General features: G+C 52.8%; 18 protein-coding genes and 1 pseudogene. 15 read left to right on the forward strand and 4 right to left on the reverse strand.

Annotation, left to right across the window (positions count from 1 at the left end; all coding sequences use genetic code 11):
- From J3351_RS10775 to J3351_RS10840, 14 genes and pseudogenes are all read left to right on the forward strand, one after another.
- Positions 1–1078: recombinase family protein (locus tag J3351_RS10775; RefSeq protein ID WP_207697735.1), on the forward strand; the 1078-nt coding region annotated here is incomplete at its 5' end.
- Between the two features lie 90 nt (positions 1079–1168).
- Positions 1169–1252 (forward strand): annotated as a pseudogene (locus tag J3351_RS10780) (Maff2 family mobile element protein); the annotation flags it as partial.
- 19 nt (positions 1253–1271) lie between these two features.
- Positions 1272–2141, forward strand: coding sequence for a VirB6/TrbL-like conjugal transfer protein, CD1112 family (locus tag J3351_RS10785; protein ID WP_016289915.1), 870 nt, complete (start codon positions 1272–1274; stop codon positions 2139–2141).
- A gap of 177 nt (positions 2142–2318) precedes the next feature.
- Positions 2319–2720 carry a PrgI family protein gene (locus J3351_RS10790; protein WP_067539664.1) on the forward strand — a complete coding sequence of 134 codons (402 nt, stop codon included), beginning with the start codon at positions 2319–2321 and terminating at the stop codon, positions 2718–2720.
- The gene (locus J3351_RS10795) at positions 2671–5109 is read left to right on the forward strand and encodes a VirB4-like conjugal transfer ATPase, CD1110 family (RefSeq protein ID WP_067539662.1); all 2439 of its coding nucleotides are present in this window, start codon (positions 2671–2673) and stop codon (positions 5107–5109) included. The genes J3351_RS10790 and J3351_RS10795 overlap by 50 nt, the downstream gene beginning before the upstream one ends.
- Positions 5106–6065 carry a site-specific DNA-methyltransferase gene (locus tag J3351_RS10800; RefSeq protein WP_008978036.1) on the forward strand — a complete coding sequence of 320 codons (960 nt, stop codon included), beginning with the start codon at positions 5106–5108 and terminating at the stop codon, positions 6063–6065. The genes J3351_RS10795 and J3351_RS10800 overlap by 4 nt, the downstream gene beginning before the upstream one ends.
- 35 nt (positions 6066–6100) lie before the next feature.
- Positions 6101–8170, forward strand: a complete 2070-nt coding sequence (locus J3351_RS10805) for a CHAP domain-containing protein (RefSeq protein ID WP_002569174.1) — start codon at positions 6101–6103, stop codon at positions 8168–8170.
- 38 nt (positions 8171–8208) lie between these two features.
- A complete protein-coding gene (locus tag J3351_RS10810) occupies positions 8209–8487 on the forward strand; it encodes a DUF4315 family protein (protein WP_002569175.1) in 279 nt (92 codons plus the stop codon).
- Complete coding sequence (locus J3351_RS10815) at positions 8480–9181, forward strand: DUF4366 domain-containing protein (RefSeq protein ID WP_002585094.1); 702 nt, start codon at positions 8480–8482, stop codon at positions 9179–9181. Before J3351_RS10810 ends, J3351_RS10815 begins: the two co-directional genes overlap by 8 nt.
- Positions 9178–9366 (forward strand): hypothetical protein, encoded by a 189-nt coding sequence (locus J3351_RS10820; protein ID WP_002569177.1) that lies wholly within the window; start codon positions 9178–9180, stop codon positions 9364–9366. The genes J3351_RS10815 and J3351_RS10820 overlap by 4 nt, the downstream gene beginning before the upstream one ends.
- Positions 9367–9381: 15 nt before the next feature.
- Positions 9382–11472 (forward strand): DNA topoisomerase 3, encoded by a 2091-nt coding sequence (locus J3351_RS10825; protein ID WP_207697736.1) that lies wholly within the window; start codon positions 9382–9384, stop codon positions 11470–11472.
- A gap of 240 nt (positions 11473–11712) precedes the next feature.
- The gene (locus J3351_RS10830; RefSeq protein WP_207697737.1) at positions 11713–15084 is read left to right on the forward strand and encodes an antirestriction protein ArdA; all 3372 of its coding nucleotides are present in this window, start codon (positions 11713–11715) and stop codon (positions 15082–15084) included.
- Positions 15085–15086: 2 nt separating this feature from the next.
- A complete protein-coding gene (locus J3351_RS10835) occupies positions 15087–15293 on the forward strand; it encodes a transposon-transfer assisting family protein (protein ID WP_002569181.1) in 207 nt (68 codons plus the stop codon).
- A complete protein-coding gene (locus J3351_RS10840) occupies positions 15290–15655 on the forward strand; it encodes a cysteine-rich VLP domain-containing protein (RefSeq protein ID WP_067539660.1) in 366 nt (121 codons plus the stop codon). Before J3351_RS10835 ends, J3351_RS10840 begins: the two co-directional genes overlap by 4 nt.
- A gap of 177 nt (positions 15656–15832) precedes the next feature.
- Here the strand turns inward: J3351_RS10840 and J3351_RS10845 are convergent, their stop codons facing one another.
- The 4 genes from J3351_RS10845 to J3351_RS10860 all read right to left on the reverse strand — a co-directional run bounded on the left by J3351_RS10845 (position 15833) and on the right by J3351_RS10860 (position 18407).
- On the reverse strand, positions 15833–16084 hold the full coding sequence (locus J3351_RS10845) for a helix-turn-helix domain-containing protein (RefSeq protein WP_002585088.1): 252 nt from the start codon (positions 16082–16084) through the stop codon (positions 15833–15835).
- Between the two features lie 65 nt (positions 16085–16149).
- A complete protein-coding gene (locus J3351_RS10850) occupies positions 16150–17496 on the reverse strand; it encodes a relaxase/mobilization nuclease domain-containing protein (protein ID WP_008978031.1) in 1347 nt (448 codons plus the stop codon).
- Positions 17457–17786, reverse strand: coding sequence for a plasmid mobilization relaxosome protein MobC (gene mobC / locus J3351_RS10855; protein ID WP_008978030.1), 330 nt, complete (start codon positions 17784–17786; stop codon positions 17457–17459). The genes J3351_RS10850 and mobC overlap by 40 nt, the downstream gene beginning before the upstream one ends.
- Before the next feature lie 267 nt (positions 17787–18053).
- A complete protein-coding gene (locus J3351_RS10860; RefSeq protein WP_008978029.1) occupies positions 18054–18407 on the reverse strand; it encodes a helix-turn-helix transcriptional regulator in 354 nt (117 codons plus the stop codon).
- Between the two features lie 382 nt (positions 18408–18789).
- Between J3351_RS10860 and J3351_RS10865 the strand changes: the two genes are divergently transcribed.
- Positions 18790–18969: a cysteine-rich KTR domain-containing protein gene (locus tag J3351_RS10865; protein WP_002588768.1), complete on the forward strand. Its 180-nt coding sequence runs from the start codon at positions 18790–18792 to the stop codon at positions 18967–18969.
- Positions 18970–18986 lie beyond the last annotated feature (17 nt).

Raw genomic sequence — 18986 nt, forward strand, 5'->3', positions numbered from 1 at the left:
GATTGTGCGGCTGATTTTCGGATATGCCCTAAACGGTCATGGTCCGAACTATATCCGCAGACGGCTGGAGGAAGAAAAAATCCCCTGCCCCACATGGTGGAACCGGGAACGGGGGCTTCGCAATACCAGAACCAAATGGGAAAAGAAAGACCCGGAAAACGGACGGTATATGTGGGACTTCTCCGTTATCAAAGACCTTTTGATGAATCCCGTTTACACCGGGGCGATTGCTTCCCAGAAAAAAGACTACCGTTTCAAAATCGGCACGATTGGGGAAAAGAAGCCGGAGGACTGGATTGTAGTGGAGGGACAGCATGAACCGCTGATTGACCGCATGAGCTTTGACATTGTGCAGAACAAGCTGAAATCCCGCCAGCGTCCGGGGCAGACCAATGAAATCAGCCTGTTTGCCGGACTGATAAAATGCGGCGAGTGTGGGAAGTCGCTGACGATACGCTATACAAACGCAAAACATCCCCAGCAGATTTATTCCTGCAAGACCTACAATGCCTTTGGAAAGAACCACTGCACCCAGCACCGGATTGACTATGACACCCTTTACAGCCATGTACTGCGGAAAATCCGGGAATGTGCCAGAGCTGCCCTGATGGACGGGGAAGCGGTTGCCGACCGCCTGACCAATACCTGTGAAGCCGAGCAGCGGGAACAGCGGGAAGCAATGGAACGCTCCCTTACAAGGGACGAGGAACGGATTGAGGTTCTGGATAAAATGGTCATGCGGCTTTATGAGGATATGATTGCAGGGCGTATCAGTGAGCAGAATTTCAACACCATGCTGGAAAAGACACAGACCGAGCAGACGGAGCTTAAAGCAAAAGTGTCCGAGGGCAGGAAGCGGCTGTCCGATGAAGCCCAGCTTGCCAATGACGCAAAACAATGGGTGGAAGCCATTCAGGAATATGCCAACATCACAGAGCTGGACGCAGCCACCCTTAACCGCTTAATCAAAGAAATCGTCGTGCATGAGCGCATTGACGAAGATAAAACAAGACACATTTCTATCGAAATTCATTTTAATCTCAAACCCATCCCGGAGGTGGAACAGGTCACTGCCTGACCTGTCCCGCCGGGACGGTTCTCTTAAAAACACCATATAGATTTTTTGTACGCCGCCGCCCGCCATCGAGCAGAGTTTTACACCTAATTGGGAATAAAACAGCTTATGGCGGGCGGCGGCGTTGCCCTTATCGGCATGACCCTTGTACCGCTGCTTTCCGGCTTGTTCGGTTAAGAAGCGCGGGTAAAGGCTTATGCAGAGCATACTTGACGCGATTAACGAATGGATAAAGGAAATCCTCATAGGAGCCATAAACGGTAATCTGTCAACTATGTTCGGGGACGTAAACGAGAAAGTCGGCACTATCGCCGCAGAGGTAGGGCAGACCCCGCAAGGGTGGAACGCAAATATATTCTCCATGATACAGACGCTTAGTGAGAATGTAATCGTACCCATTGCGGGGCTTGTCATTACCTACGTCCTATGCTATGAGCTTATCAGCATGGTAACGGAAAAGAACAATATGCACGACGTTGACACTTCCATGTTCTTCAAGTGGGTGTTCAAGGCGTTTGTGGCAGTCTACCTTGTGACGCACACCTTTGACATCACTATGGCGGTGTTCGATATGGCGCAGCACGTTGTTTCCGGCGCGGCGGGGGTAATCGGCGGCAGCACAGAGATTGATGTTGCCGCCGCCCTTGCTTCCATGCAAAGCGGGCTTGACGCTATGGAAATCCCCGAACTGCTCTTACTTGTCATGGAAACAAGCCTTGTGAGCTTGTGCATGAAAATCATGTCCGTACTGATAACCGTTATCCTCTACGGCAGAATGATAGAAATTTACCTTTACTGTTCGGTATCGCCTATCCCGTTCGCAACAATGACTAATCGGGAATGGGGACAGATAGGGAACAACTACCTAAAATCCCTGTTCGCGCTTGGCTTTCAAGGCTTCCTCATAATGATATGCGTCGGCATTTACGCGGTTTTGGTGAACAACATGATAATAGCGGACAACCTGCACAGCGCGATTTTTTCCCTTGCAGCCTATACCGTTATCCTCTGTTTCTCCCTGTTCAAATCCGGCGCACTGGCGAAGTCGATTTTCTCCGCGCATTAGCGGCGTGTCAAGGGTAGGGTGGAGATTTTCAGAGCAAAGCGGCGAAAATACTACCCGACCTTGACGCGGGAAAACCCCATAGAATAGGGACGGGCAAAGGGCAGAAATTGACCTTTGCCTTGATTACCCCTATGGGAACTTACAGCAGCAAAAAACCCAGAGAAAGGAGGTTTCCACTTGGCGTATGTACCCGTACCCAAAGACTTATCCAAAGTCAAGACAAAAGTAGCTTTCAACCTTACCAAACGGCAGATTGTATGTTTTGCGGTAGCTCTCCTGTTAGGGCTTCCGCTTTTCTTTCTGCTCAAAGACAGCACAGGCACAAGCCTTGCGTCTATGGCTATGATTGCCGTCATGCTGCCCTGTTTCCTGTTCGCCATGTATGAAAAGCATGGACAGCCCCTTGAAGTGGTGGTGAAGAACATCATACGGACGAAATTCATAGCCCCCAAAGAACGACCATACAGGACAGACAACTTTTATTCCGTCTTAGAACGGCAGAGAAAACTTGAAAAGGAGGTATCAGCGATTGCAAAAGGAAACACGAAGAAACAGCGCGGCGGGAAGCGCAAAGCCTAACCCGCCCCGCAAGCTCACCCGCGCCGAGAAAAAGCAGATTGCGGAAATCATCAGACAGGCAAAGGGCGACGGGAAAGCCCACACCGCACAGCAGACAATCCCCTATATCCAGATGTACCCGGACGGTATCTGCAAGGTTACGGGACGGAAATACTCAAAGACCGTCGCCTTTGAAGATATTAACTATCAGCTTGCACAGGCAGACGACAAGACCGCCATTTTTGAGAACTGGTGCGACTTCCTCAACTACTTTGACGCTTCCGTTTCGGTGCAGCTCTCTTTCATCAATCAGGGGACGCAGCGGGGCGAAGCGGAAAAGGCGGTCAATATCCCGGCACAGGAGGACGCTTTCAACTCTATCCGCACAGAATACCGGAATATGCTGAAAAACCAGCTTGCAAAGGGAAACAACGGGCTTGTCAAAGCAAAATATATCACCTTTGCCATTGAAGCCGACAGTCTGGGCGCGGCGAAATCCCGCCTTGCCCGTATCGAAACGGACGTACTCAACAACTTTAAGCTCTTGGGCGTGTCTGCCCGCCCCATGACAGGCTATGAACGCCTTAAAATGCTGCATGGCATTTTCCACCCGGAGGGCGGGCAGTTTGCCTTTGATTTTTCATGGCTTGCCCCGTCCGGGCTTTCCACAAAGGACTTTATCGCCCCATCCTCTTTCCGTTTTGGCGAGGGGCGTTATTTCCGCATGGGGCGCAAAATCGGCGCGGTTTCATTCCTTGAAATCCTTGCGCCGGAATTAAACGACCGTATCTTATCGGATATTCTGGACTTGGAAACGGGCGTTATCGTCAATCTGCATATCCACAGTATCGACCAGACCGAAGCCATAAAGACAATCAAGCGGAAAATCACCGACCTTGACAAAATGAAAATCGAGGAACAGAAAAAAGCGGTACGCAGCGGCTACGACATGGATATAATCCCGTCCGACCTTGCCACGTTCGGCAGCGAAGCGAAGAACCTCTTACAGGACTTGCAGAGCCGGAATGAAAGAATGTTCCTCTTGACGTTCCTTGTGGTGAACATGGCGGACACGAAGCGGAAACTGGAAAATGACGTATTCGCGGCGGCGGGCATTGCACAGAAGAACAACTGCGCCTTGACCCGCCTTGACTACCAACAGGAAGCGGGGCTTATGTCCTCTGTACCGCTTGGGGAGAACCTTATCCCCATTCAAAGAGGGCTTACCACGTCAAGCACCGCTATCTTTATCCCCTTTATCACACAGGAGCTTTTCCAGACGGGCGCGGCTTTGTACTACGGCTTAAACGCCCTGTCTAACAACATGATACTCTGCGACCGCAAGCAGCTAAAGAACCCCAACGGCTTAATCTTGGGTACGCCGGGAAGCGGGAAATCCTTTGCCGCCAAACGGGAAATGACAAACGCTTTCCTCATTACCGACGACGACATAATTATCTGCGACCCGGAAGCAGAGTATTTTTCCCTTGTGCAGCGGCTTGACGGGCAAGTGATACGGTTATCGCCTACGGGCAAGGGCATTGACGGGAAGCCCCAGTATGTGAACCCTATGGATATTAACCTCAACTATTCCGAGGACGACAGCCCCCTTGCGCTGAAATCCGACTTTATCCTCTCCCTCTGCGAGCTTGTAATCGGCGGCAAGGAGGGCTTGCAGCCCGTCGATAAGACCGTCATTGACCGCGCCGTTAGGAACGTGTACCGCCCTTTCCTTGCAGACCCCGACCCGGAGAAAATGCCTATCTTGGGCGACCTCTACGACGAGCTTTTGAAGCAGCCGGAGCCGGAAGCGGCGCGTATCGCGGCGGCATTGGAGCTTTACGTTTCCGGCAGCTTGAACGTCTTTAACCACCGTACCAACGTGGAACTTTCTAACCGCCTTGTCTGCTTTGACATCAAGCAGCTTGGGAAGCAGCTCAAAAAGTTAGGTATGCTCATTGTGCAGGACCAGGTATGGAACCGCGTCACCGTCAACCGGGCAGAAAGGAAATCCACCCGGTATTTTATGGACGAATTTCATCTTCTCTTGAAAGAGGAACAGACCGCCGCCTATTCCGTTGAAATCTGGAAGCGTTTCAGAAAATGGGGCGGCATACCCACAGCCATTACGCAGAACGTCAAGGATTTGCTTGCTTCCCGCGAAGTGGAGAATATCTTTGAAAACTCTGATTTTGTCCTCATGCTCAATCAGGCGGCGGGCGACCGGGCTATCCTTGCAAAGCAGCTCAACATCTCCCCGCAGCAGATGAAGTATGTCACCCACACCGAAGCGGGCGAGGGGCTTATCTTCTACGGGAACGTGGTGCTGCCCTTTGTAGACCGCTTCCCGAAAGACACCGAGCTTTACCGGGTAATGACGACGAAGCCGGAGGAAGTGGGCGAAGCATGACAAAATTAAGGACAGACACCATTATCAACCGGGACGCGCTCTATGCCTTGCGGGAGCTTCCAGAGGAAAGCGTACACTGTTGCGTCACAAGCCCGCCCTACTATGCGCTTAGGGATTACGGGCTTGATATGCAGATTGGGCGGGAGGACACGCCGGAGCAGTACATTGACAGGCTGACCGAGGTTTTCCGCGAACTGCGCCGGGTACTGCGTTCTGACGGTACGCTCTGGCTGAATATCGCGGACACCTACTGCGGCACAGGAAATAAAGGCTACCATGCAGACCCGAAGAACCCGAAAGGGAGAAACGGACAGCAGATTGCAAGAAACAACCGCGTTTCCGGCTGCAAACAAAAGGACTTAATCGGTATTCCCTGGCTTTTAGCTTTTGCCCTACGCGCTGACGGGTGGTATTTAAGGAGCGACATTATCTGGCAGAAAGAAAACCCCATGCCGGAGAGCGTGAAAGACCGCCCTACCCGCTGCTATGAACATATCTTTCTGCTTACGAAGTCAAAGAAGTATTTTTATGACGCAGCCGCCATAGCCGAGCCGTTAGCCCCCACAACGGCGGCGCGGTACCGCACCGGGCGCAGCGCGGGACAGAAATATGCGGACGAAGTACCCGGACAGGGGAACGTACAGGGGCTTAACCGGGCGCGAAGCGGCAGCTACTACGACGAAGCCCTCATGCCGACCATGCGGAACAGGCGGGACGTGTGGCTTATCAATACCGTTCCCTACAAGGGCGGGCATTTCGCCGCGTTCCCGCCAAAACTTGCCGAAACCTGTATCAAGGCGGGCTGTCCGAAAGGCGGCGTTGTGCTTGACCCCTTTTTCGGCAGCGGCACGACGGGGGCAGCCGCAAAGCAGCTTGACAGGCATTATATAGGCATTGAGATAAACGCCGAGTATTGCGCCCTTGCAAGGGCGCGGATTGGAGGGACAGACACATAAAACAATATAAGGCGCGTGAAAAAGTCACGCAGAAAATGACCCGCGAGGGGGCTGTCGAGGTAAACGCCGCTACCGGGAAAAAGAAACGTATCAGCAAGCGGATAAGGGACGCGGACTTTGCAAAGACCGAAGCCCCACCGCAGCCGGAACAGGCAGCGCAGCCCCTACCGGGCGGCGCAACTTCCCCGCCCTTAACCGACACGCCGCCGCTTCCCCATGCGCCGGGGGCAGAACGGGAACAGGACACCGCAGCAGCCGAGCGCGTCTTGGAACGTATCGACGGGGCGCGTACCAGAAAGGCGAGCAAAAAGGCGGCGAGGAAAGCACAGGCAGAAGCCACAGCAAAAGAAAAATCTTCCCGCTTGCAGTTTACCGACGAGGAACGGGCAACGCCGGAGCTTGAAAGGTATATCCGAAAATCGGACAAAGCAGCCGACCGTCTGGACGCGGCAAAGGCGGCTATCCCCAAAGAAAAGAAACTTGTACGGGAGCGCACCTTTGATGAAGCCACCGGGAAAGGCAAGACCCGCCTACATTTTGAGGAACAGGAAAAGCCCATAGGAAAGAATAAGCCCCACAATAACCCGCTATCCCGCCCCGCACAGGAAGCGGGTATTTTCGTCCACAACAAGATACATTCCGTTGAAAAGGACAATTCCGGCGTTGAGGGGGCGCACAAATCCGAAGAACTGGCAGAGCGCGGCGCAAAGTACGGGGCGCGGAAAGTCAAGGAGGGCTACCACAGCCACAAGCTCAAACCCTACCGGGCGGCGGCAAAGGCAGAGAAAGCGGCGTTCAAGGCGAATGTGGATTTCCAGTACCATAAAGCCCTGCATGACAATCCGCAGATTGCGGGCAATCCCCTTTCCCGCTTCATGCAGAAGCAGCAAATCAAGCGGCAGTATGCAAAGTCGGCAAGGAAAGGCGGCGCAAAAACGGCGCAGAAAGCCGCAGAGAACACCCGCAAGGCGGCAAAAAAGACCGCCGAGGAAACAAAAAAGGCAATCGCTTTTGTAGGGCGGCACCCGGCGGGCGTATGTATCGCCGTTGCCGCGCTGCTCTTATTCATCATGGTATCGGCGGGGCTTTCCTCTTGCGGTTCCATGTTCTCCGGCTTGATGAACGGCATACTTGGGACTTCCTACACGTCGGAGGACAGCGACCTTGTGGCGACGGAGAACAATTACGCCGCAAAGGAAAACGAGCTTCAGCAGCAGATTGACAATATCGAAAGCACCCACCCCGGCTATGACGAATACCGCTATGACCTTGACAGTATCGGGCATAACCCCCATGAGTTAGCGTCCTACCTCACCGCCCTTTTGCAGACCTACACCCCGCAGAGCGCACAGGCAGAGCTAAATCGCGTCTTTGCCATGCAGTACACTTTGACGCTGACAGAAGAAACGGAAATCCGCTACCGCACAGAAACAAGCACAGACCCGGAAACAGGGGAAACGACCACCGAGGAAGTACCCTACGAGTACCATATCCTCAACGTGAAGCTGACGAACAAGCCCATTTCCGAGATTGCGGAGGAACTTCTAACGCCACAGCAGCTTGAAATGTACCGCGTCTATCTGGAAACAAGCGGAAACAAACCGCTGATTTTCGGCGGCGGCTCCCCCGATATGGGCGCGTCCGAGGATTTAAGCGGCGTACAGCTTGTAAACGGCACACGCCCCGGCAACACCGCCGTTGTAGACCTTGCGAAGCGGCAAGTCGGCAACGTGGGCGGGCGACCCTTTTGGAGCTGGTACGGATTTAACAGCCGCGTGGAATGGTGCGCCTGTTTCGTTTCATGGTGCTACAATCAAGCCGGAAAGAGCGAGCCGCGCTTTGCCGGGTGCCAGTCACAGGGCGTACCCTGGTTCCAGTCACGCGGGCAATGGGGCGCGAGGGGCTATGAGAATATCGCCCCCGGCGACGCTATCTTTTTCGACTGGGACGGGGACGGGAGCGCAGACCATGTGGGGCTTGTTATCGGAACGGACGGGGAGCGCGTCTATACCGTCGAGGGCAATTCCGGCGACGCCTGCAAGATAAAGAGCTACCCCGTCAATTACTCCTGTATCAAGGGCTACGGCTTAATGAATTGGAACTGACAACAAAAAAATGAAAATCTGAAAGGAGAAATTTATTGATGGCTATGAACAAAATTGAACGTATCGACAAAGAGATTGCAAAGACCCGCGAGAAAATCACCGAGTACCAGAACAGATTAAGGGGGCTTGAAGCGCAGAAAACCGAAGCGGAAAACCTGCAAATCGTACAGCTTGTGCGCTCCATGCGCCTTTCCCCGCATGAGCTTTCCGCTATGCTTTCCGGGGGCGGTATTCCGGGTATGGAAGCCGCGCCGGGCTACCCCGCAGAACCCGCAGACCATGACACCGAAGAAATGGAGGACACCGAGAATGAATAAGAAAATCCTTAGAACCTTGACCGCACTTTGCGCCGCCCTTGTACTTATGGGCGGCTTTTCCGTCACCGCTTTTGCACAGACCCCGGAGGGAGAGGACGACACCAACGACAGCGGCGTTGTCTACGAGGAACCCCAAAAGGAAGAACCCCTTACCCCGGACGGGAACGCGACCCTTGTAGACGATTTCGGCGGCAACAAGCAGCTTATCACCGTAACGACCAAAAACGGCAATTACTTTTATATCCTCATTGACCGGGACGACGAGGGCGAGGACACCGTACATTTCCTTAATCAAGTGGACGAAGCCGACCTCTTAGCACTTATGGAGGACGGAAGCACCGAAGCAGCCCCGCCCGCCGTTTGCAGTTGCACCGATAAATGCGAAGCCGGAAAGGTAAATGTGAGCTGCCCTGTCTGCAAGGACAACATGACCGCTTGCAGCGGCAAGGAAGCGGAGCCGGAAACCGAGAAACCAACAGAGCAGCCCAAAGAGAAAGGCAATACAGGCGGGCTTGTGCTTTTCCTTGTCGTGGCACTTCTTGGCGGCGGGGGCGCGTTCTATTATTTTAAGTTTATGAAGCCAAAGCAGAACGTCAAGGGCGACACCGACCTTGAAGATTTCGATTTTGACGATTACGACGAGGACGAGGGGGACGGGCTTTCTGATGAAGAACAGGAGGACGAGGAAGCATGACGCTTTTCACCGAAAACCCTTTAGAAAAAATGATGGTACAAAGACCCACCGGGCGGCGTGACAGTGCGCCGCCCGTTCCAAAATCCCCGGCGTGTATGCGTTGCCCTTATAAGGCGCAATCCCCCTGTATCGGCTATTGTCTGAAACAGGCACAGGAGAAGAAGCACACCGCGCCGGAACGCTGAAAGGAGGATTTTTTCATGGCATTTAGACTTGTGATTGCAGAAAAGCCGAGCATGGCGCAGACTATCGCCGCCGCGCTTGGCATTAAGGGGAAACAGGACGGGTATATCGAGGGCGGCGGCTACCTCATTTCATGGTGCGTCGGGCATTTGGTACAGCTTGCGGAAGCTGCCGCCTACGGGGAGCAATATAAAAAATGGAGTTTTGACAGCTTACCCATTCTGCCGGAGGAATGGCAGTACGCCGTTGACCCGGACAAGGGGAAGCAATTCAAAACCATTAAAGAGCTTATGCACCGCGCCGACGTTTCCGAAGTGGTAAATGCGTGTGACGCGGGGCGCGAGGGTGAATTGATTTTCCGCTTTGTCTACGAAGTGGCGGGCTGCAAGAAGCCCATGCGCCGCTTGTGGATTTCTTCAATGGAGGACGGGGCGATTAAGGCGGGCTTTGCTTCCCTCAAAGACGGGCGGGACTATGGCGCGCTCTTTGCGTCCGCCCTCTGCCGCGCAAAGGCTGACTGGCTTATCGGCATTAACGCCACCCGGCTTTTCTCCTGCCTGTATGGAAAGACCTTGAACGTGGGGCGCGTCCAGACCCCGACCTTAAAAATGCTCACCGACCGGGACGCGGCTATCTCCCATTTCCAGAAAGAAAAATATTATCATGTTCGCCTTGATTTATCCGGCGCGGACGCGGCAAGCGAAAGGATTTCGGACAAGGCAGAAGCCGACGCGCTGAAAGGGGCTTGCGAAGCGGGAAAGGCGGTATGCGTTTCCCTTACCAGAGAGAAGAAAACCGCAGCCCCGCCAAAGCTCTTTGACCTTACCTCTTTGCAGCGGGAAACGAACCGCATTTTCGGTTACACCGCAAAGCAGACCCTTGACCTTGCACAATCCCTTTATGAAAAGCGGCTCCTTACTTATCCGAGGGCGGACAGCAGCTTTCTTACTGACGACATGGGCGGCACCGCAGCGGACATTATCGCGCTGCTTTGCGAAAAGCTCCCCTTTATGGCGGGCGCGGACTTCACGCCGGAGATTGCAAAGGTATTAGACAGCAAGAAAGTATCAGACCACCACGCAATCATTCCCACTATGGAGCTTGCAAAGGCTGACCCGGACGCGCTGCCGGAAAGCGAGAAGAATATCCTTACCCTTGCGGGGGCGCGTCTGCTTTTTGCCACCGCCGAGCCGCATATTTATGAAGCGGTTACGGCGGTTTTCTCATGCGCCGGGACAGACTTCACCGCAAGGGGAAAGACCGTACTTGCGGAGGGTTGGAAAGAGCTTGAACGCAGATACCGGGCGACGCTGAAAGATAAGCCCGAAGCAGAGGACGGGGAAAATGAGGGCGTGACGCTGCCGGAGCTTTCCGAGGGACAGAACTTTCCTAACCCCGCCGCAAAAGTAACGGAGCATACCACAACGCCGCCGAAGCCCCACAGCGAAGCGTCGCTTCTCTCTGCTATGGAGCGAGCCGGGAACGGGGACACCGACCCGGACGCGGAACGCCGGGGGCTTGGCACTCCCGCCACCCGCGCCGCCGTCATTGAAAAACTGGTAAAGGGCGGCTTTGCAGAGCGCAAGGGGAAGCAGCTTATCCCCACGCAGAACGGAGCCGCCCTTATATCAGTCTTGCCGGATATGCTCACTTCCCCGCAGCTTACCGCAGAATGGGAAAACAATCTGACGCAGATAGCAAAGGGAGCCGCAGACCCCGGCGAATTTCTGTCCGGCATTGAAGCTATGGCGCGGGAGCTTGTGCAGACACACGCCGCAGCACTGGACGGGAAAAAGGATTTGTTCCGGGAGGAAAAGCCCTCTGTCGGCAAATGCCCCCGTTGCGGTTCCCCCGTCCATGAGGGGAAGAAAAACTATTATTGCAGCAACAAAGAATGTGCCTTTGTCATGTGGAAGAATGACCGCTTTTTCGAGGAACGCAAGACCGCTTTTTCCGCGAAGATTGCCGCCGCGCTCCTTAAATCCGGCAAAGTGAATGTGAAGAAGCTCTATTCCCCGAAAACAGGCAAGACCTATGACGGAACTATCGTTCTGGCTGACACTGGCGGGAAATACGTCAACTACCGTATCGAAGTACAGAAGAACTAAAAACTTGAATAGCAAGCATAGGAAGCGGGTACCCACTTCCGTAAATCCCCGTTGCGACGCTGACGCGCCGGACGGGGATTTTGCTTGTTGGGAAGTTTCCCAAACCCTCTTTTGCGGAGGGCTTCACCCTCTAAAAATTTTTGAGAAATCTTTGGCAGAAATGCGGGCGTACCCGTAGTAGACCATGCAGCCCAAAAATGCAGCTTGTGACGCTGCCCCAAAGAAAGGAGGTTTTTCACTATGGCAAGTTTACGGGACACCGTAAAGGACTATCAAGACGAGCTTAGGGACGGTATCGCATGGGTGGCGTTCTGGAAACAGGGGCGTTCATGGAACGCGGAATATTTTCATCTTGATATGGACGACACCCTCTACCCGGAGGACAGGAGCCGGTTAGAGGAAATCAAAAGCACCGACCCCGCCGCCGTTATCCTAAACGGCTATTACTGCGGGCATTTAGGCGAGGACATGAGCCTTGACGAGCTGACCGCCGGAGTGCGCTACCACTACGAAAACAGCATGAACGACATTGACGGTTTTATCGGGGCGCATGACGACAGGCTTCCCCCGGAGGTTATCGAGGAAGCGAGGGCAGCCGCCCATGAAGCGGGGCTTCCCTTTTCCGAAAAGCCCTACCGGGACGGAGAGGATTTTAACCCCTATGTATTTGACGGGAGCATGAGCATTGAGGATTTTGAGCTTATGCACCGCATGATTGAAAAAGAAAGGAGCGAACAAATGGCAGAACCGATTTTAAGCGGCTATCTTTCCAATCTTGGGAAGTACACCGAGGGCAGACCCGCGGGCGAATGGGTGACGTTCCCCACGACTGCCGAACATCTGAAAGAAGTCTTTGACCGTATCGGGATTGACTTCAAGCATTACGAGGAATGGCATTTCACAGAATTTCAATCCCCTATCCCCGGCTTGGCGGAACATTTAAGCGAGTATTCCCACCCCGACGAGCTGAACTATTTAGGGAAGCTCTTGGAAATGCAGTTTGACGACGACCGGGAGAAATTCATTGCAGCCATTGAATACGGCGACCATGCCGACAGCTTACAGGACATCATCAACCTTGCACAAAACCTTGACTGCTACTGGATTTATCCGTCCGTCCACAATGAAGAAGAATACGGGCGTTATCTGGTTGATGAACTGGAAGAACCCGAACTGCCCGAAGAAGCGAAAAAGTATTTCATGTATGAGGAATACGGGCGCGACGCTTCCATTAACGACGACGGTATGTTTACCGAAAAGGGCTATATCTACAACAACCGCAACACCTTTACAGAATGGTACGACGGGCGCGACGTTCCACAGGAATACCGGGTAACGCCGCAGCCCCCGCAGCGGTCACGCCCCGACCCGGAAAAAGCAGATTTTGACGCAGCCGCGCCGGGGCAGAGAACCGCGCAGACCGCAGAGCAGCCACAGGAGCCGCGCCCGGTTATCCCTATCGTGCTGACGAGCGAGAAGCCCGCCGAGAAATTAAAAGAGATTACCGACCGTCTGGAACAGGGTATTGCGGAACTCTTTGACAGCGAGCGTTACAAGGAATATCTGAAAGTCATGTCAAAATTCCATAATTACAGCTTCCGAAACACCGTCCTTATCGCCATGCAGAAGCCGGACGCTTCCCTTGTGGCGGGCTTTTCCGCTTGGAAGAATAACTTTGAGCGAAACGTGATGAAAGGGCAAAAGGGAATTAAAATCATTGCCCCGTCGCCCTATAAAATCAAACAGGAAATGCAGAAAATCGACCCGCACACACAGAAGCCCATAATCGGCAAGGATGGAAAGCCCGTCACCGAGGAAAAGGAAGTCACCATACCCGCCTACAAGGTGGTATCCGTCTTTGACGTTTCCCAGACCGAGGGAAAGGAGCTGCCGGATATTGCCGTTGACGAGCTGACGGGCGACGTTGACCGCTACAAGGATTTTTTCGCAGCCCTTGAAAAGACTTCCCCCGTTCCTATCGCCTTTGAGAATATCGAGGGCGGCTCTCATGGCTACTACCACTTGGAGGACAAGCGCATTGCTATCAACGAGGGCATGAGCGAATTACAGACCTTAAAGACCGCCATTCACGAAATCGCCCATGCGAAGCTGCACGACATTGACCTCAACGCGCCAAAGGACGAGCAGCAGCCCCACGTTGACCGCCGCACCCGCGAAGTCGAAGCGGAAAGCGTCGCCTATACTGTCTGCCAACATTACGGGCTTGACACGTCGGACTACTCTTTCGGCTATGTCGCCGGGTGGAGCAGCGGGCGGGAGCTGTCCGAGCTGAAAAGCTCCCTTGAAACGATACGCAGCGCAGCCGCCGAGATTATCAATTCCATAGACGAAAATCTTGCGGAGCTGCAAAAGGCACAGGACAAGGAGCAGACCGCCGGACAGGAGCAGCCCACCAGAGAGGAAAAGGCAGCCCCGAAAGAACAGCCGCAGCCGGAAGCCCCGGCAAAGGCAGATACAGCCGGGAAAGAGAAGCCGGAAGCAGCCGCACCGGGAAAATCCGGCGCACAGGAAAAGGCGGGCGCAGCCCCGAAAGAAGCCTTTACCCCGGAAACGATTTACAAGATGCGCCGGAACCCTTACGGCGACAGCCCGGAAAACAGCCACCTCTTGCAAGCCTATGTGACACAGGAGAACGGGCGGGCGAAAATGGGCGACGTGCTTTATACGGGAACGCCGGAGAAATGCCGCGAGCTTATGGGGCAGCTCAAAAGCGGCGGGCTGACCGAGGGCGACGTAAAGCAGCTTTACGCAAAGGCACAGGAAACGGCGCAGACCGCCGGACAGGACAAAGACACCTTTTCCATTTACCAGATAAAAGGCGGGGACGAAACAAGGGATTTCCGCTTTGAGCCATACGACCGCCTGCAGGCGGCGGGAAATGTGGTTGACAGGGCGAACTATGAGCTTGTCTATTCCGCGCCCCTTGCGCCGGAAACTTCCCTTGAAGATATTTACACCCGTTTCAATATCGACCACCCCAAAGATTTTAAGGGACACAGCCTTTCCGTTTCGGACGTGGTAGTGCTTCATCAGGACGGACAGGACGCGGCGCATTTCGTTGACAGTGTAGGTTTCCGGGAAGTGCCGGAGTTTTTACAGGAGCAGAAGCAGCTTACCCCGGACGACTTGGAAACGGGCGAAACTGTCAAAACACCGAGAGGGACTTTCCATGTAACCGCTATGAGCCGGGAGCAGATAGAAGCCGCCGGATATGGCTTTCACCACCAGTCGGACGACGGAAAGTATCTGATTATGGGGAATGGGACGCGGGCGTTTGCCGTTGCCGCAGAACAGGCGCAGCGGGACAATCCCTTGAAAACCGCCGAGCAGACCATAGAGCAGAACGGAAACATGATTGACGGTATCATCAACAACACCCCCACCGTTGACGAACTGGAAGCAAAGGTAAAGGCGGGCGAGCAGATTTCCCTTGTTGACCTGGCTAACGCTGTCAAAGCCGACAAGGAGCGCGGCAAGGGAGCGAAGCCGGAAAAAAAGCCCTCTATCCGGGCGCAGCTTAAAGCAGACAAGGCAAAGACCGCCCCGAAAAAGGCGGCGGCAAAAACAAAAAATCACGATATGGAGGTATGAGCATGATTAGACTGACTGTTGAAGAAACAAACCTTTTGAGCATTTACAACGAGGGCGGCAAGCGGGCTTTGATTGAGAATGTCAACGCCGCGCTGCCCTACATGGACGCGGATATGCGGGAGCTTGCAAAGCGCACCCTTTCCAAAGTGGACGCTTTGACCGAAGCGGAATTTGCAGAGCTTCCCATTTACGCCGCTGATGAAGTATGAACGGGGTTAAGCGGCTGACGCCGCCCCAGAGCCGGAAAGTCAACGCCCTTGTGCGCCGGACGTGCTGCAACTATGATAACGGGAACTGTATCTTACTGGACGACGGAGACGAATGCGTATGTCCGCAGCTCATTTCCTATTCGCTTCTCTGCAAGTGGTTCCGGGTTGCGGTGCTTCCCGCCGACAGGCTGCTCTATGCGGAGCTTTACCAGACAGGGGATAAGAAGAAATGTACCGAGTGCGGCGCGTTCTTTGCGTCAACCTCTAACAGTGTCAAATACTGCCCCGTCTGCCGGAAGCGTATCACCCGCAGACAAGCCGCCGAGCGCATGAGGAAAAGACGCACCCCTGTTACGCAGTAGGCGCGGAAAATCCCTTGATTTACAGGGCTTTCCGGGCGTGAAAATCGGATAGGCGATACTTTATACCTTTATCCCCGAAAATGGCGTTCTACTGCGTAACATTCACGAAAACAGCACCCATAAAAAGACAGGGCGCGGAAGTCATATACCGGCTTCCGCGTCCTGTTCTTTTTTTGCCTATCTGACATTTCCCTTTTCCATTTCTTCAAGTGGGAACTGCGGGAGGGCTTCTATCAGCTTCTTTGTGATAGACTGGCGCATATCTTCGTTGATTTCCTGTTTCGTGCTTCCGTCCGGCTGTCTGACCGCTACCGTCGATAGCCTGTCGATTTCGTCCTTGTAGCACTCCACGACTTTCTCCACCGCCCATTTTTCCCCGGCAACGGCGGCGCGTATGGTTTCATATTCCGGCATTTTCTGGTTTTCCATGCTTCAACGCTCCTGTCTGTATTTGATAGCCTTATCATAGCACAGCGGCGGGGATTTTGCTATCCTTATCCGCGCTCTGTTCCCTTTTCACGTTCCGGCTGCCTGTCTGCCTGTAAAATGCTGTCAATGTTCTGCTTGATAATATCATATTCCCGGACTTTCTTTTTCAGCTTCCCATAGTCGGCGTAAAGGGCTTCTTTCTGCGCTTGGAGGGCTTCATACTCCGATTGCAGCGCGGCAAGGTTCGGGAGCTTTGCAATGCCCGCCGCTTTCAACGACCTTGCGGCGGCTTCATGTAGGATAATCGCCTGTTCCTGTCCGGCGCGGTACTTCTCCCTGTTCCTTGCCTTGCGGTATGCGTCATAGACGGGCTTTGTCTTTTGGTAGGTGGAAACATTCTTGATAAGCACCGCCATGTCCGCAAGCCGCTTTTCCGCGTTCTTCAATGCGTCTGCCGCCTGTCCGCTTTCCGCTGACATTTCCTCAATCCGGCTGACTAAATCCGCGTACTGTTCAATCTTGTGTTCCGTCAAGAAATTCATGGTTTTAGCTGCCTGTTTCAGATTGTGGATTTTCGCCCACTGTTCATAGCCCTTACTCTGCGCCGCCTTGATACTGTTCTCAATGTCGATAAGCAGCGAAACGTCGCGCTGCTCTCTGGGGGCTTTCGCCGCCTTTGCCCGTCTGCCCGCTATCCGTTCCCTTATGGCTTCCTCTGTATAGTCTGCGCCGAGGGTTTTTAGGCGGGTGAAGCGTTCCTGTCCGGGGGCGCGGCATGAAACATATTTCCCCGGCTTTATCTCATAGCCCGCCGCCTGTAACCGCGTTAGCAATTCCTCAAAACTGGAAACTTGGGGGATAAGCGCGTCAACGGCAATCTTTAGCTTGCCTTTCCAACTTGTACCCGTCTTTTCTGCCTGGTACTCCGCATAGCTCTTTCCCTTGCTGCCCTTGCCGGGGACGACGACGGACAAGCCATTTTCCCGGCACAGCTTGTCGCTCATGTTCCGTATGCCGTAATAGCTCCTTTTGTTGGAATTGTATTTGTGATGGTCTACAAAATTCACCGCGCAAAAAATGACGTGGTTATGGATATGCCCCTTGTCAATGTGCGTCGTCACAACATATTCATGCTGCCCCTTTGTCACCGCGTCGGCAAGCTGCTTCCCGATTTCGTGGGCTTTCTCATAGTCCACTTCCCCCGGCGCAAAGGACTGTATCAAGTGAAAGGCTAAATTGCTGCCCTTATCCAGTGCTTGCGAGAGGGTATAGCCGAACTCAATGTCTGCCGTTTCATAGGAGCAGCCGAAAGAGGATATGAGCATTTTCCCGTCCGTCTTGTCCGGGTTTTCGATATAGTCAAGGGCTTTGCTTAGGGTGCTTTTAACAGGCTTAATCTTTGTAACCGCCATATCTCCGCAAGCACCCCCTTTATTTCCTCTATGTCCTCTTGGTATGCGTTCCCCGCCGCGTTCACGCGGCGGGCTATCTGGTTGACGTTGACACCGATTTTCTGTATCTCTGCGGTCATTGCCTTTATATCGGCGTGGTCTATCTGAATGATATACCCGTCAATGGCAATCTTCCGCAGATACGCCGCCATGTTCCGGGTGGGTACGAGCTTCATTTTTTCCAGTATTAAATCCCGTTCCGCTTCCGTCACTCTGAATTTGATTTGCACCGTCCTTTTCCGTCCGTCCATTGCTTCGCTCCTTTCCTTTCCGTTCCGAGGGTTTGGGACACTTCCCAACAAGCCATTTTCAACCGACGCGCCGCAGCGCGGGAGGGCGAAAATACGGAAGTGGGTACCCGCTTCCTATGCTTGCTACGAATGTTTTTATCCCTTATGCCCTTATCCCTTACTACGGAGAAAAAGCTATTTTGCCAAACTTCCGCAAAAGAAAAACGCTGCAATTCAAAAAAGATTGCAACGCTTTCTAAATCCTGTTCAGTTTTAAGCCGGACATTCCTATTCGCCCTCTTTTTCGACTTCGGAAATCTCTTTTGCCGTTGCGGTCACAATCCGTATGCCTGTATCGCTCATACCGTCAAGAAGCGCGTCGAGCTGCCGCCGCTGCGTGTTCTTCTCCGGCGGCGTTTCCAAAAGGAACTGGTCTACGGATATATTGTAGCGGAGCATAAGCTCAAAGAAAATCTGTAAACTTGGGTGCTGCCCCTTGTTCTCAATGTTCGCAAGGTAACGCGGCGAGATAAACATTTCGTCGCTTACTTTCTTGCGGCTCTCCTTGCGCCCTGTCCGCGCCGCCTTTATCGCTGCCCCAAAAGCCTTGAAGTCGTATTTCGGTACTGGTCTTTTTGCCATAATTATTCACCCTATTACATTTTACTGTTCACCTTTCCTCTTGGATATGTCTACACTGTTCTATCAGTTGACTAAAATAATTCATATGTATATGTTGACAACTAGCCGCTTTTTTTGTATAGTATTATTAAAAGGGGGGAAATGTTTATGTTACATAGCATGCGTATTCGATAAGCATTGAAATTAAAAAAGATTTTTCCCATTTTCAATATGGGCTTTTTTGTCATGCTTATTTTGCGTATGCTATACAACAAAACTAACGATGTATAGACATAGTATAAAAACTATGCCTTAATTTTGTTGTAGTGTTATATGTATAAATGCAGGTCAATGCTCATGTTGAGAATTGACCTGTATTTTTTTGCGCAAAAGGAGAAATATTATGCTTGAAAAATATTGGATAAAATGTCCAATTTGTAACGGAAAGACGAGGGTTCAAGTATTTTATAATACGGTATTAAGAAATTTTCCTCTTTTCTGCCCTAAATGTAAATTAACACATATCGTTGATGTTGAAAAATTAGAAATCATAATCAAAAACTCTGAAAAACAAACTTTTTAATTTTGAAAAGGAAGGAT

This window comes from Faecalibacterium sp. Marseille-Q0746 (assembly GCF_017377595.1).
Classification (GTDB): Bacteria; Bacillota; Clostridia; order Oscillospirales; family Ruminococcaceae; genus Faecalibacterium; species Faecalibacterium duncaniae.